The organism is Nocardia fodinahabitans (assembly GCF_052983615.1).
Window position 1 is genome coordinate 1,322,547 of sequence record NZ_JBRJJC010000001.1, and the last position, 12,984, is coordinate 1,335,530.

Genomic DNA, 12,984 nt, shown 5'->3' on the forward strand with positions numbered 1-12,984 from the left:
GAGCGATGGTGACAGCGCGGTTGGCGATCAAGCCCAGCCGACCTCGTGGGCGTCGACGGTGCCGTCGGCGATGGCGGCCACCAGTTGCGCGTGATCACGCTCGTTCTGGTCGGCGTAGGCGCGGGCGAAATCGACCAGCGAGGCGTCGGTGCGCTCGCTGCGCCCCAGGTAGTCGGCGATGCGCGCGGCGTCGCCGGAGCGGGCGTGCGCGCGGGCCAGCACCCGGGCGCACGCGGTGGCGAACTGTTCGAGTTGCGGTGCGACGAGCGCGCCGTCGGCGGTGATCTTCATGTCCCGGAACTGGCGGACGTAGAAGTCCATGCCGTCCACCCGGGTCCAGCCGAGGAATTTGTCGGTGGTGGACTGGAGCATCCGCTGGCCGTGGGCGACCCGCGAACCGTGGTTGTCGTAGCGGCTCGGCGCCAGGAAGTCCTCGTACACCGAGCGGCCCGCCTGTTTGACCTGGATGAAGAACGGGTCGCCGGTCCGGCGTTCCACGAGCAGCGCCAGATAGACCCGCATCCCGACACTGCCCACCCCGACCACCTGCCGGGCGACATCGACGACCCGGAACCGGGTCAGCAGCGACCAGATGTGGTCGGGCACCGATTCGGCGTAGTCGTGCACGACCGCCCCGACGAGCCTGCGCTGATCGCCGCCGACCGCGACCCGGAACGGGGGCAGCTCGGTGATCCGCCGCCTGCCGTCCCGGATCTCGGTGAACTTGCCGAATGCGCCACGGCTGGTGCGTTTCACCGACCCACGCCGGATCTCCTTGCGCGCCAGCGCCTGTGCGCGCGGACCGAAGTAGCCGAGGAAGTCCTCCGCGTCGACCCGCTCGTACCAGATGTCGAGCTCAGGAGTGCGCGCGTACTCGGCCATGGCGGCCCGGTAGGCGACCGAGGTCGCCGCCACCGCCGCGTCCGAGCGGTCCGCGGGCACCCCGTTGTCGCGGCCGAGCACGACCAGCGAAGCCACCAGGCGCAGCAGATCCCACTCGAACGGACCGGGCAACGTCTCGTCGAAATCGCGCAGGTCGAAGACGAGATTGCGCTCGGGACTCGCCCACATCCCGAAGTTCAGCACATGCGCGTCCCCACACAGCTGCACCTCGATCCCGGTATGCGGCCGCGACGCCAGGTCCGCGGCCATGACCGCGGCACCCCCGCGATAGAACGTCCACGGCGAGGCCGCCATGCGCGCCATCCGGATCGGCACGAGATCCGGCGCCCGCAGCGCGTTCTGCGCCAGCACGGTCGCCAGCGCATCGTGCCCGCGCCGGTCGGGATCCCAGGCGCCGAGGGCCGAGCGCGGCACGATCTTGCGCGAATCCCGTCCTCGCCCAGCCCGTTCCGGCCGCTCGATCCGCCGACGCGGCGCCAGTGGCAGGTCGAGTCCGTCCCCCACCGACTTCGCGTACTCCGCTCCGGACATCCGGCCTCCTCGACCTCGGTTCGACGAACTGCGCTTCGGCACAACAGAGCTCCGGCTCCTACCGTATCCGGCGGATTCCGGTACCGGCGCAGCATCGCCGCGGCGCGGCGACCTGGCCTTCTCGCGGACGGCAAGGTCGGCACCGGGCGGTTGTTAAGCGACGTCGAGCACGCTGTGCGACATGAGCACGACAACACCGACCCGGCGCTCCGAGAGGACCGGCGGATACGAGCGCGACGCCGGCGGCCGACTGACCTACGTCGGCCCCGACACCGCGCAGCCGCAGCGAGCGAAGGACGAATTCCCGCTCACCGGAAGCACTCGCGCCGGCGACGCGACCGGGGTGATCCCCGCCTTCCTCATCGATATGGCGCTGCACGCCGCCATCGGCATGACCGCGTGGTATCTCGCGACCGGCACCACCGCCGTCCTGTACGGCATCGCGGCCTGGCTCGGCGCGTCCTTCCTGCACCGCACGGTCGTCCAGCGGCTCACCCGCACGACCTTCGGCAAGTGCTCGTTCGGCCTGCGACTGCGCCACGCCGACGGCAGCTATCCGTCTATCTGGCAGCTGATCGGCCAGTGGTTCCGCGGCGGCTGGTGCTGCTTCGATCTGTTCGGCAGTGTCGGCTGACGCGAAAAGGGCGGTCTCCCTGGGAGACCGCCCTTTTCCCGTGTTCAGCTCACAGCATGCAGGACACGCAACCCTCGACTTCGGTTCCCTCCAGGGCCATCTGGCGCAGGCGGATGTAGTAGAGCGTCTTGATGCCCTTGCGCCAGGCGTAGATCTGGGCCCTGTTCAGGTCGCGAGTGGTGGCGGTGTCCTTGAAGAACAGCGTCAGCGACAGGCCCTGGTCCACGTGCTGGGTGGCCGCGGCGTAGGTGTCGATGATCTTCTCGTAGCCGATTTCGTAGGCGTCGTCGTAGTACTCGAGGTTGTCGTTGTCGAGGTACGGGGCCGGGTAGTAGACGCGGCCGATCTTGCCTTCCTTACGGATCTCGATCTTCGACGCCACCGGGTGGATCGAGCTGGTGGAGTGGTTGATGTAGGAGATCGACCCGGTCGGCGGGACGGCCTGCAGGTTCTGGTTGTAGATGCCGAATTCCTGCACCGAGGCCTTCAGCTCACGCCAGTCGTCCTGGGTGGGGATGTGCACGCCCGCGTCGGCGAAGAGCTGAGCGACCTTGTCGGTCTTGGGCTCCCACGCCTGCTCGGTGTACTTGTCGAAGTACTCGCCGCTGGCGTACTTCGACTCCGCGAAGCCGCCGAACGCGCTGCCGCGCTCCTTCGCGATCAGGTTCGACGCCCGGATCGCGTGGTAGACCACGGTGTAGAAGTAGATGTTGGTGAAGTCGACGCCCTCTTCGGAGCCGTAGTGGACCCGCTCGCGCGCCAGGTAACCGTGCAGGTTCATCTGGCCCAGGCCGATGGCGTGGGACTCGTTGTTGCCCTGCTCGATCGAGGGCACCGAGTAGATGTGGGTCTGGTCCGAGACGGCGGTCAGCGCGCGGATCGAGGTCTCGATGGTCTGCCCGAAGTCCGGCGAGTCCATCGCCTTGGCGATATTGAGCGAGCCGAGGTTGCAGGAGATGTCCTTGCCGACCTTCGAGTAGGACAGGTCGTCGTTGAACTCCGAGGGGGTCGAGACCTGCAGGATCTCCGAGCACAGGTTCGAGTGGGTGATCTTGCCCTTGACCGGGTTGGCCCGGTTCACCGTGTCCTCGAACATGATGTACGGGTAGCCGGACTCGAACTGCAGCTCGGCGATGGTCTGGAAGAACTCGCGCGCCTTGATCTTCGACTTGCGGATGCGCTTGTCGTCGACCATCTCGTAGTACTTCTCGGTGACGTCGACATCGGCGAACGGCTTGCCGTAGATGCGCTCGACGTCGTACGGCGAGAACAGGTACATGTCCTCGTTCTTCTTCGCCAGTTCGAAGGTGATGTCGGGGATCACCACGCCCAGCGAGAGCGTCTTGATGCGGATCTTCTCGTCCGCGTTCTCGCGCTTGGTGTCGAGGAAGCGGTAGATGTCGGGGTGGTGCGCGTGCAGGTACACCGCGCCCGCGCCCTGACGCGCGCCCAGCTGGTTGGCGTAGGAGAACGAGTCCTCGAGCAGCTTCATGATCGGGATGACGCCCGAGCTCTGGTTCTCGATCTTCTTGATCGGCGCGCCGTGCTCACGAATGTTGCTCAGCAGCAGGGCCACACCGCCGCCGCGCTTGGACAGCTGCAGGGCGGAGTTGATGGAGCGGCCGATCGACTCCATGTTGTCCTCGATGCGCAGCAGGAAACAATTGTGCACAACGGTGCCACGAATCGAATAGGTATGTGTGCCCTCGACGTGGAGGTTGTACACCTTCTCCGGCGCCTCAGACGTGCGCGCGATCTCGCGGACGCCGTAGACATGGCGACCGTGCACCACCTGGTAGGTCGCGCGCTTCGTGCCTTTGCGGCCCACGTAGTTGTGCAGGTTCTTGCCGATATCGAAGATGAAGTCTTCGTTGTTGCCGGGCAGCCCCGGAACGAACACCTGACCGGTCGCGTTGCCCGATTGGTTCACGTACTGACGAACGGTCGACACGATGCCGAGGCGGCGCAGCATCAGCTGCACCTGGTCGACCAGCTCAGGGTTGACCAGGTCGAGCACCATCCCGCCCGTGGTGCTGCATCCATCACCACGGAACAGCCCGGCGAGCAGACCACGCTGGAAGTCTTCATCCGCGGTCAGAACGTCGTGTGTGAGCCGCTTTTCGCCGTAGCCAGTTCCAGCCAGCGACATGAGCAGCGATGCGACAACCTTGCTGTTGCAGACCATCCGGGTGGAGTGGTCCGACTGATTGGTATGCAGGGACAAGTCGACCCCGAACACCTGTTTGAAGGCCATACCGAGCTCGACGTGGTACTCGGCCTCGTGTGCGCCGAGAGTGAAGTGGACGCTGTTGGGCTGCACTCCCTCAACGCCCGACCGCTTGGACACATGCCCCTCGGCGACATACCAGCCGAGGACCAGGCCCAGTTCGTAGGACTCCTCGACATACCTATCGACAGCGACGAAGCGCTGACTGTGCCGCTGCTTGTTTCGATGTTTGGCGTCGATGTTCACCTTGCGGATCGCACCGTCGACTTCTTCGTACACGCCGTTGCCGACGTGGTCCATGAGATCGAATGTGCGCCGATCGCGCTCCCCCAGCGGCGCTGCGGTCACGATGAAGTCGGACGGGTGCACATCCTGCGCGGCGAGCCACACGAACCCGTTGAACGGGTCGGCGCCGTCACCGTCGATCAGGGTCTCGACATCGCGCGAGGTCCAGACCAGGATCGGGTGTTCCGGAGTGCAGCGAATCGGCTCTTTGTGTCCGAAGTGCGAGATCGACACCAGCGCTTGGTCGTTAGGGTTTTCGATCATGGCTTCGACCGCACGGTAAGTGCCGTCGTGCGAGAGCACCTGATCGCCGACCTGCAACGTTTCGATAGCGCGCTGACCATCGATCGTGTCGACGGGAGTGCCTGCGGGGAAGCAGGACACGGGCTCGCCGCGCTGCTTCTTGCCGGAGTTGAGGAAGGTCGGGGTGGCGGGCTGGAAACGGCCGTCGATGATCTCGTCGACCAGCTTGTCCGCGAGCGCCTCGTCGCCGGCGGCCAGCGTCAGCGCGACCATGACGACCCGGTCCTCGAACCGCTCCAGGTAGCGCTTGCCGTCGAAGGTCTTGAGCGTGTACGAGGTGTAGTACTTGAACGCGCCGAGGAAGGTCGGGAACCGGAACTTCTTGGCGTAGGCCCGCTGGAACAGGCTCTTGATGTACTCGCGGCTGTACTGGTCGAGGACTTCGGCCTCGTAGTAGTTCTCGTCGACCAGGTAGTCCAGCTTCTCGTCCAGGTTGTGGAAGAAGACGGTGTTCTGGTTGACGTGCTGCAGGAAGTACTGGTGCGCGGCCTCGCGATCCTTGTCGAACTGGATCTGTCCATCGGGGCCGTACAGGTTCAGCATCGCGTTGAGGGCGTGATAGTCGAGGACCTCGCCCGCCTCGCCGCGCACCGCGGCCTGCTCTAGGCGGGCAGTCTTGCCGGTCGGTGCTGTGGTTGCTGTTGCCAAAACAATCCCAATCCCTCTCGGACGCGCGCGACGTCCTCAGCGGTTCCCATGAGTTCGAAGCGATACAGGTACGGCACCCCGCATTTTCGCGAGATGATGTCGCCCGCAGCGCAATAGGTATCGCCGAAGTTCGTGTTGCCGGCCGCGATCACCCCGCGCAGCAGGGCGCGGTTGTGCGGGTCGTTGAGGAACTTGGCGACCTGCCGCGGTACGAGGTCCTTGTCGGACCGTTGGCCACCCATGACGTGCCGACCACCCCCGTAGGTGGGGGTGATCAGCACGTAGGGTTCGTCGACGCGCAGCGAATCAGCGGTGTGCAATGGAAGCCGAGTAGCCGGGAGACCCAGCTTCTCGACGAAACGACGAGTGTTCTCCGAAGCGCTGGAGAAGTAGACCAGCCCGCCCGGAGTCGTCCGTTCGGGCATGACGCCTCCTTCCGGCGAAGGTCCTAAGCGGCCGCGACGGCGAGCGACTTGATGCGGTCGGGACGGAAGCCCGACCAGTGATTCTCACCGGCGACGACGACGGGAGCCTGCAGGTAACCGAGCGCCATGACGTAGTCACGCGCCTCGGTGTTCTCGGAGATGTCGATGATCTCGTAGTCCACCCCGGCCTTGTCGAGCGCCTTGTAGGTGGCATTGCACTGGACGCAAGCGGGCTTGGTGTACACGGTGATGGTCATCTAGAGTCCCTCTCTCCTATGCCTGATCCACAGCCTGTGATCCGTATGCAGTGCACGAACGGTGATGCTGCGCAAACTCCTGGATCTGGCGAAGAAAGCCCTGCTCGTAACCCCTTCCCTTGGGCCCGATCAGTGGTGGCTTCACACCGTCTTCCAGTACTGGAGACACTACACCTAGTGGCCGACAGATTGGAACAACACAAGGTGTTGCGAGTCGCACAGATGTAATTCCCACGCCGTAAGTCCCAGGACGCGCGATCGACACGCTGGGAAAACAGTGGTCCAGATCACGATTTTGCATCCCGGCGAGTCTTCAGCAAACCTTCGCGGACATACGAAGGGGCGTCACATCCGCGATGGATGCGACGCCCCTTTCGAGCCGACAGGCAGCTTACGCCGAGACGAGCTTGCCGTCCGCGGCGGCAACCAGCTCGTGCACGGTGGCGCCGAGCTGGGTCAGGGCCTCGGCGTCCTGGGCCGGGTGGGTCTGGCCGAAGCGCTCGCCGATGGTGCCGAAGCGCGCGTGCGCCGCCTCGACGACGACGCCGCCCGCGACACCGATCGCCTTGACCGCGTCACCGTGGGCCCACTCGGCCGCGCGCGGGCTGATCGAGGCGCTCACCACGGCGACCGGCTTGTCCTTGATCGCGCCGGCGCCATAGGGGCGCGAGGCCCAGTCGATGGCGTTCTTCAGCACGGCGGGCAGGGTGCCGTTGTATTCGGGGGTGACGAGCAGGACGGCGTCGGCCGCGGCGACAGCGGCACGCAGCGCCTCGGCCTGCGCGGGAACCGAACCCGGTACGTCCAGGTCCTCGTTGTAGAACGGGATCTCGCCGAGACCCTCGTAGATCGCGATGTCCACGCCGTCCGGCGCGGTCTGCACGGCGGCCTCGGCGAGCCTGCGGTTGATCGAGCCCGCGCGCAGGCTTCCGACGAGAGTGAGGATGCGGGTCCCGGTCATGACGACTCCTGGTGTACTCAGTGGGATGATCGAAGTTTCATCGGACATTAACCGGACCCTGGTCCGATTACTTCCCGCGGAGGACGTGTGAGCGGCGTGAGCTACAGCACACCCAGGTCGGACGAGCCGCCGCTGCTGCCGATCGGACGGCCGCAGCCCGGCGAGGGCGAGCCGATCGAGCGCGCCGACGCCGCCCGCAATCGCGCGCTGCTGCTCGACGCGGCCCAGCAGCTGGTGCGCGAGCACGGGGTCGCCGGGCTGACCATGGACGCGGTCGCCAAGCGCGCCGGGGTCGGCAAGGGCACCGTCTTCCGGCGGTTCGGGAACCGGACCGGGCTGATGCTGGCGCTGCTCGACCATTCCGAGCAGAAGTTCCAGGCGGCGTTCATGTTCGGGCCGCCGCCGCTCGGCCCCGCCGCGAGCCCGGTCGAACGGCTGATCGCGTTCGGGCGGACCCGGCTGCTCGACATCGAGGTCGAGGGCGATCTCCACCAGGCCGCCGAGGAGAAGGGGCGCTTCGGCGGCGCGCCGTACGCCCTGCACCACGCGCATGTCGTGCTGTTGCTGCGGGCGGCCGGAGTCGGCGGTGAGCTGCACCTGATCGCCGACTCCCTGCTGTCGACATTGTCGGCGGCGCTGGTCATTCACCAGATCGACATCCTGGGCTACACCCGCGCTCAGATCGGCGACAACTGGGAATGGCTCGTTCGCCGCGTCGTTTCCCCTGCCGCACAAGTAGAGTGAGGCGGCATGGGGACACTGCGTGAACAGATCATCGCCGAGTTGGGCGTGCTGCCGGAGATCGAGCCGAAGCAGGAGGTCCGCCGCCGCGTCGACTTCCTCAAGGGTTACCTGAACTCCACCCCTGCCCGGGGCTTCGCCCTCGGCATCAGCGGTGGCCAGGACAGCGCCCTGGCGGGCAGGCTGTGCCAGCTCGCCGTCGAGGAGCTGCGCGCCGAGGGCGTCGAGGCGACGTTCCTCGCCGTGCGCCTGCCCTACGGCATGCAGGCCGACGAGCACGACGCCCAGATCGCCCTGAACTTCATCGACCCCGATCGGTCGGTCGTGGTGAACATCCGGCCCGGCGCCGACGCGGTGGCCGCCGAGGTCGCCGGTGCGCTCGACCACGAGCGACTGCGCGATTTCGTGCGCGGCAACATCAAGGCCCGCGAGCGGATGGTCGCCCAGTACGCGCTCGCCGGGCAGGAGAACCTGCTGGTGGTCGGCACCGATCACGCCGCCGAGGCGGTCACCGGGTTCTTCACCAAGTTCGGTGACGGCGGCGTCGACCTGACCCCGCTCACCGGCCTGACCAAGCGCCAGGGAGCCGCGCTGCTGCAGGAACTGGGCGCCCCGTCGAGCATCTGGTCCAAGGTCCCCACCGCCGACCTCGAAGACGACCGCCCGGCCCTGCCGGACGAGGAAGCCCTCGGCCTGCGCTACGCCGAACTCGACGACTACCTCGAGGGCAAGGACGTCACCCCGGAGGTCGCCGCCCGCGTCGAGTCGATCTTCACCAACACCCGGCACAAGCGCACCGTCCCGGTGACCCCGCTCGACACCTGGTGGCGGTAGCTGTTCCGCCGCTCCGGGATTTCGGCCGTCGGCTGTGGTGGTCGGCGGGTTGTCGATCGGGCTAGTTCGGCGAGAGAGGTGTCGACGTCGGGAGCCGCGCTCTGAACATCCGGCTAGCCGCCCGCGAACGGGGGCAGGACGTCGACGCGGTCGCCGAGTATGGCCGACGGGTCGCGGGTGAGTTCGTCGCCGATCAGGAAGGCACAGACACCGACGAGTGAGTCGACCTCGGTGCCGTAGGCGGCGGCCAGGGAGGCACGCAGGTCGGCGACGGTCGCGCCGGCGGGCAGGTCGAGTGATTCGGTGTTCTTGCCGACCGCGTCGGCGATCGCGGCGAAGTAGCGGACCTCAACCACCGATGGCTCCCATCGTGCGTTCCGGGGGGACGAAACCGGCGGCGTCGATACCGTGACCGGCCCATTTCTGCCACATCGCGCCACGCCACAGCTCGGCGACCTCGTCGTCGTCGGCACCGGCGCGCAGCGCGGTCCGCACGTCGAACTCCTGGTCGCTGAACAGGCACGAGCGCAGCATGCCGTCGGCGGTGAGCCGGGTCCGGTCGCAGCTGTCGCAGAACTTGCGGGTGACGCTCGCGATGATGCCGACCGTGGCCGGGCCGCCGTCGACCAGCCACTTCTCGGCCGGCGCCGAGGCGTCGGCGCGGCCCGCCTCGGTGAGGGTGAACCGTTCGCCGAGCACGTCGAGCAGGTCGGCGGCGGTCACCATGTTGGTGCGCGCCCACTCGTGGTCGGCGTCGAGCGGCATCTCCTCGATGAAGCGCAGCTCGCACTGTTCGGCCAGGCACCACGCGAGCAGGTCCGGCGCACCGGCCAGGTTCTGGCGCATCAGCACCGCGTTCACCTTGACCGGGGCGAGCCCAACATCGCGGGCGGCGCGGATGCCGTTGAGTACCGACTCGAGCCGGTCGCGCCGGGTGAGCCGGGTGAAATCGACCCGGTCGACCGTGTCGAGCGAGACATTGACCCGGCTCAGTCCGGCCTCGGCCAGGGCACGGGCGCGGTGTTCGAGGCCGACGCCGTTGGTCGTCATGGCCAGCGGGGTCTCGGGCACCGCCGCGTGACAGCCCGCGATGATCTCCTCGAGCTCGCGGCGCATCAGCGGTTCGCCACCGGTGAAGCGCACCTCGCGCACGCCCAACTCCCGCACGGCCAGCGTCACCAGCCGGATGATCTCCCCGGCGCTGAGCAGTTCCTCGCGCGGAATCGGCGGCAGACCCTCTTCCGGCATGCAATAGGTGCAGCGCAGCGAGCACTTCTCGGTGATGGAGACGCGCAGATCGCGCGCGACCCGGCCGAAGCGGTCGACGAGGAGCGGCGTCTCGGGCCGGCCGTCGAGGGAAGGCCGCTCCGATCGCACAGCGGGAATCCCCATTTCGACCAGCGTCATCTCTACAGTATGACCCGTCGGCCCCGGCCCGAACCGTCCGGAGCACCGATCCGTCACGAAGTCGACAGCTCACCGCCCGCGCCCGTCGGCGGTGAGCGATCCGGGCCGAACCCGCCGGTCGGACGGCGATTAGGCTGGCAGCATGACTCCCCGGCCCGCCACCGCGTCGGCGCGCAGCGTCGACGAGTACCGCGACACCGTCGCCGCGCTGCTGGCCCCGCTCGCCGACCGCCCGGCCGAACAGGTCGCGGTGCCCGACGCGCTCGGCCGCGTCCTGACCGCCGACGTGCTGTCCCCGATCGATCTGCCGGTGTTCCGCAACTCGGCGATGGACGGGTACGCGGTGCGCGCCGCCGACGTGGCGGTGACCCCGGTCACCCTGCCGGTCGCCGGGGTCGTGGCGGCGGGCAAGCCGGGCGCCGAGCCGCTGCCCGCCGGCTCGGTGCTGAAAGTGATGACCGGTGCGCCGATCCCGCCCGACGCCGACTGTGTCATCCCGGTCGAGGACGTGCAGGCCGGCGAGGGCCGGATCGTCGTCGAGCGAGGACGGGCGATCGGGGAGTTCGTGCGCGAAGCGGGCACGGATGTGCGCGCCGGTGCGCTGGTCGCCCGGGCGGGCACGGTACTCGCGCCCCGGCACATCGCCGCGCTGGCCGCCGTCGGTCTGCCGACCGTGCCGGTGCTGAGCCGTCTGCGCGCGGTCTGCGTCACCACCGGTGACGAACTCCGGCCCGCCGGGACCGAGCTGGCGCCGGGGCAGATCTACAACTCCAACGGGATCGCGCTGGCCGCGGCTCTGCGGGCCGACGGCGTCGACGTCGTCGAGGTCGCGCACAGCACCGACGATCCGGCGGAGTTCACCGCCGTGCTGCGCGCCGCCGTCGCCGCCGCCGATCTGGTCTTCACCTCCGGCGGGGTGTCGAAGGGCGATTTCGAGGTCGTCAAGGACGTGCTGGAACCCCTGGGCGGCACCTTCGGTTCGGTCGCCGTGCAGCCCGGCGGACCGCAGGGGTACACGGTCGTCGACGGCGTGCCGGTGCTGAGCTTCCCCGGCAATCCGGTGAGCACCACCGTGTCCTACACGGTCTTCGCTCGCGACGTGGTGCGCGCCCTGGGCGGTCTGCCCGCGCCCGCCACCGCCGAGGTCACCCTGCTGACGCCGGTGCGCTCGCCCGCGGGCAGGCGCCAGTATCTGCGCGGCCTGCTGACCGACGACGGCGTCGAGGTGGTCTCGGGTCCCGGTTCCCATCTCATCGCGGGCATGGCCTGGGCCGATGTGCTCGTCGATGTGCCCGCCGAGGTCACCTCGCTGCCCGCGGGTGCCCCTGTGCGAATCTTGAAGCTATGAGCGAGTTGTCCCACGTCGACCGCGAGGGTCGGGCGCGCATGGTCGATGTCAGCGGCAAGGCCGACACCACCCGGATCGCTGTCGCCGCAGGCGAATTGCAGACCACCGCCGAGGTCGTCGCGCTGGTGCGGGCCGAGGGGATGCCCAAGGCCGATGTGCTGTCGACGGCGCGGCTGGCCGGAATCGCCGGTGCCAAGAAGACTTCCGAGCTGATTCCGCTGTGCCATCAGCTGGCGCTGTCGTCGGTGAAGGTGGAGTTCGGGTTCACCGAGACGACCATCACGGTCGAGGCGACCGCGAAGACCACCGGGCCGACCGGGGTCGAGATGGAGGCGCTGACCGCGGTCGCCGTCGCGGGGCTCACCCTGCACGACATGGTGAAGGCGGTGGATCCCGCGGCGGTGCTGAACGGGGTGCGGCTGGTCACCAAAGAAGGTGGGAAGCACGGGCATTGGGTGCGGCCCGAGGCGCGACCCGGCGGCGCGACCCCGAGCCGGGTCGCTACCGAACCGGTCACGGCACCCACCGAAGCCGCTTCGGCGACAGCTACCGCGACCGGACACACGGCCTCCGCGAGTGATGCGCGGACAGCCGTGGTCGTGGTCGCTTCCACCGGCGCCGCGGCGGGCACCCGCGTCGACACCACCGGCCCGGTCCTCGCCGAATGGCTCGGCGCACAAGGGTTCTCGGTACGCGGACCGCTCGTCTACGCCGACGCCGAGATCGCGGCGGGATTGGCCGATGCCCTCACGGGCGCGCCCGCGCTGGTGATCACCACCGGCGGCACCGGCGCCTCCCCCACCGATGCCACCCCCGAGGCCACCCGCGCCGTCCTCGATCGCGAACTGCCCGGCGTCGCCGACGCCATCCGGCAGCGCGGCACGGCGAAATTCCCGCTCGCGGCGCTGAGCCGGGGCGTGGCCGGGCTGGCGGGCCGCTCCGTCGTGGTCAACCTGCCGGGTTCGCCCGGCGGGGTGAAGGACGGGATCGCGGTCCTGGAACCCCTGTTGAACCATCTGCTCGCGCAAGTAGCCGGAGGCGGCGACCATGAATGACCACGGCGCGGTGCGCCTGACCGCGATCAGCGACCAGGCGCTGGACCCGACCGCCGTCGAAAACGCTGTCGACGGACCGGAATTCGGTGCCGTCGTGGTGTTCACCGGCAAGGTGCGCAATCACGACGGCGGCCAGGAGGTAACCGCCCTCGAGTACTCGGCGCACCCCCAGGCCGAGCGATTCCTGACCGACATCTGCGCCGAAGTCGCTGCCGCGCACGGGCTTCCGGTGGCAGCGAGTCATCGCATCGGCTCGCTCACCATCGGCGATCTGGCGATCGTCGTCGCGGTCGCGGCGCCGCATCGGGCCGAGGCGTTCACTGTCTGCGCCGAGCTGGTCGACCGGATCAAGCACGAAGTGCCGATCTGGAAGCGGCAGTTGTTCGCCGACGGCCTGTCCGAATGGGTCAACGCCTGCGGCTGAG

The 12,984-nt window shown here is 68.2% G+C and carries 13 protein-coding genes; 6 read left to right on the plus strand and 7 right to left on the minus strand.

What is annotated here, in order from left to right; all coding sequences use genetic code 11:
* Nucleotides 1-27 precede the first annotated feature (27 nt).
* Nucleotides 28-1,434 carry a DUF2252 domain-containing protein gene (locus NV348_RS06235; RefSeq protein ID WP_447146136.1) on the minus strand — a complete coding sequence of 469 codons (1,407 nt, stop codon included), beginning with the start codon at nt 1,432-1,434 and terminating at the stop codon, nt 28-30.
* A gap of 181 nt (nt 1,435-1,615) precedes the next feature.
* On the opposite strand from NV348_RS06235, the gene NV348_RS06240 reads away from it, so the two are divergent.
* Nucleotides 1,616-2,068, plus strand: a complete 453-nt coding sequence (locus NV348_RS06240; protein WP_447146137.1) for an RDD family protein — start codon at nt 1,616-1,618, stop codon at nt 2,066-2,068.
* 49 nt (nt 2,069-2,117) lie between these two features.
* Here the strand turns inward: NV348_RS06240 and nrdE are convergent, their stop codons facing one another.
* From nrdE to NV348_RS06260, 4 genes are all read right to left on the minus strand, one after another.
* The gene (gene nrdE, locus NV348_RS06245; protein ID WP_447150954.1) at nt 2,118-5,474 is read right to left on the minus strand and encodes a class 1b ribonucleoside-diphosphate reductase subunit alpha; all 3,357 of its coding nucleotides are present in this window, start codon (nt 5,472-5,474) and stop codon (nt 2,118-2,120) included.
* 11 nt (nt 5,475-5,485) lie between these two features.
* Nucleotides 5,486-5,956: a class Ib ribonucleoside-diphosphate reductase assembly flavoprotein NrdI gene (gene nrdI, locus NV348_RS06250; protein WP_316575717.1), complete on the minus strand. Its 471-nt coding sequence runs from the start codon at nt 5,954-5,956 to the stop codon at nt 5,486-5,488.
* Nucleotides 5,957-5,979: 23 nt separating this feature from the next.
* Nucleotides 5,980-6,213, minus strand: a complete 234-nt coding sequence (locus NV348_RS06255; RefSeq protein WP_447146138.1) for a redoxin NrdH — start codon at nt 6,211-6,213, stop codon at nt 5,980-5,982.
* Between the two features lie 391 nt (nt 6,214-6,604).
* Nucleotides 6,605-7,174, minus strand: a complete 570-nt coding sequence (locus NV348_RS06260; protein WP_447146139.1) for an NAD(P)H-dependent oxidoreductase — start codon at nt 7,172-7,174, stop codon at nt 6,605-6,607.
* A gap of 96 nt (nt 7,175-7,270) precedes the next feature.
* On the opposite strand from NV348_RS06260, the gene NV348_RS06265 reads away from it, so the two are divergent.
* A complete protein-coding gene (locus NV348_RS06265; RefSeq protein ID WP_447146140.1) occupies nt 7,271-7,918 on the plus strand; it encodes a TetR/AcrR family transcriptional regulator in 648 nt (215 codons plus the stop codon).
* Between the two features lie 6 nt (nt 7,919-7,924).
* Nucleotides 7,925-8,749: an NAD(+) synthase gene (gene nadE, locus NV348_RS06270; RefSeq protein WP_447146141.1), complete on the plus strand. Its 825-nt coding sequence runs from the start codon at nt 7,925-7,927 to the stop codon at nt 8,747-8,749.
* Nucleotides 8,750-8,862: 113 nt separating this feature from the next.
* Here the strand turns inward: nadE and NV348_RS06275 are convergent, their stop codons facing one another.
* Together NV348_RS06275 and moaA are read right to left on the minus strand one after the other, a co-directional pair.
* Entirely contained in the window at nt 8,863-9,105 is a 243-nt protein-coding gene (locus NV348_RS06275; protein WP_447146142.1) for a MoaD/ThiS family protein, read from the minus strand.
* Nucleotides 9,098-10,156: a GTP 3',8-cyclase MoaA gene (gene moaA / locus NV348_RS06280; RefSeq protein WP_447146143.1), complete on the minus strand. Its 1,059-nt coding sequence runs from the start codon at nt 10,154-10,156 to the stop codon at nt 9,098-9,100. Before moaA ends, NV348_RS06275 begins: the two co-directional genes overlap by 8 nt.
* Before the next feature lie 142 nt (nt 10,157-10,298).
* Here moaA and NV348_RS06285 point away from each other — a divergent pair, with 142 nt between their 5' ends.
* Genes NV348_RS06285 through NV348_RS06295 form a run of 3 tightly spaced genes read left to right on the plus strand, consistent with a single transcriptional unit; the run spans nt 10,299 to nt 12,983 of the window.
* Nucleotides 10,299-11,504: a molybdopterin molybdotransferase MoeA gene (locus NV348_RS06285; RefSeq protein ID WP_447146144.1), complete on the plus strand. Its 1,206-nt coding sequence runs from the start codon at nt 10,299-10,301 to the stop codon at nt 11,502-11,504.
* Nucleotides 11,501-12,559 (plus strand): bifunctional molybdenum cofactor biosynthesis protein MoaC/MoaB, encoded by a 1,059-nt coding sequence (gene moaCB, locus NV348_RS06290; RefSeq protein ID WP_447146145.1) that lies wholly within the window; start codon nt 11,501-11,503, stop codon nt 12,557-12,559. The genes NV348_RS06285 and moaCB overlap by 4 nt, the downstream gene beginning before the upstream one ends.
* Nucleotides 12,552-12,983, plus strand: coding sequence for a molybdenum cofactor biosynthesis protein MoaE (locus NV348_RS06295; RefSeq protein ID WP_447146146.1), 432 nt, complete (start codon nt 12,552-12,554; stop codon nt 12,981-12,983). The genes moaCB and NV348_RS06295 overlap by 8 nt, the downstream gene beginning before the upstream one ends.
* Nucleotide 12,984: the final 1 nt, after the last annotated feature.

Bases quoted from the DNA above. Each gene is read 5' to 3' on its own strand.
- NV348_RS06235 (WP_447146136.1), bottom strand. From the start codon at position 1,434: ATGTCCGGAGCGGAGTACGCGAAGTCGGTGGGGGACGGACTCGACCTG.
- NV348_RS06240 (WP_447146137.1), top strand. From the start codon at position 1,616: ATGAGCACGACAACACCGACCCGGCGCTCCGAGAGGACCGGCGGATAC.
- nrdI (WP_316575717.1), bottom strand. From the start codon at position 5,956: ATGCCCGAACGGACGACTCCGGGCGGGCTGGTCTACTTCTCCAGCGCT.
- NV348_RS06255 (WP_447146138.1), bottom strand. From the start codon at position 6,213: ATGACCATCACCGTGTACACCAAGCCCGCTTGCGTCCAGTGCAATGCC.
- NV348_RS06260 (WP_447146139.1), bottom strand. From the start codon at position 7,174: ATGACCGGGACCCGCATCCTCACTCTCGTCGGAAGCCTGCGCGCGGGC.
- nadE (WP_447146141.1), top strand. From the start codon at position 7,925: ATGGGGACACTGCGTGAACAGATCATCGCCGAGTTGGGCGTGCTGCCG.
- moaA (WP_447146143.1), bottom strand. From the start codon at position 10,156: ATGACGCTGGTCGAAATGGGGATTCCCGCTGTGCGATCGGAGCGGCCT.
- NV348_RS06285 (WP_447146144.1), top strand. From the start codon at position 10,299: ATGACTCCCCGGCCCGCCACCGCGTCGGCGCGCAGCGTCGACGAGTAC.
- moaCB (WP_447146145.1), top strand. From the start codon at position 11,501: ATGAGCGAGTTGTCCCACGTCGACCGCGAGGGTCGGGCGCGCATGGTC.
- NV348_RS06295 (WP_447146146.1), top strand. From the start codon at position 12,552: ATGAATGACCACGGCGCGGTGCGCCTGACCGCGATCAGCGACCAGGCG.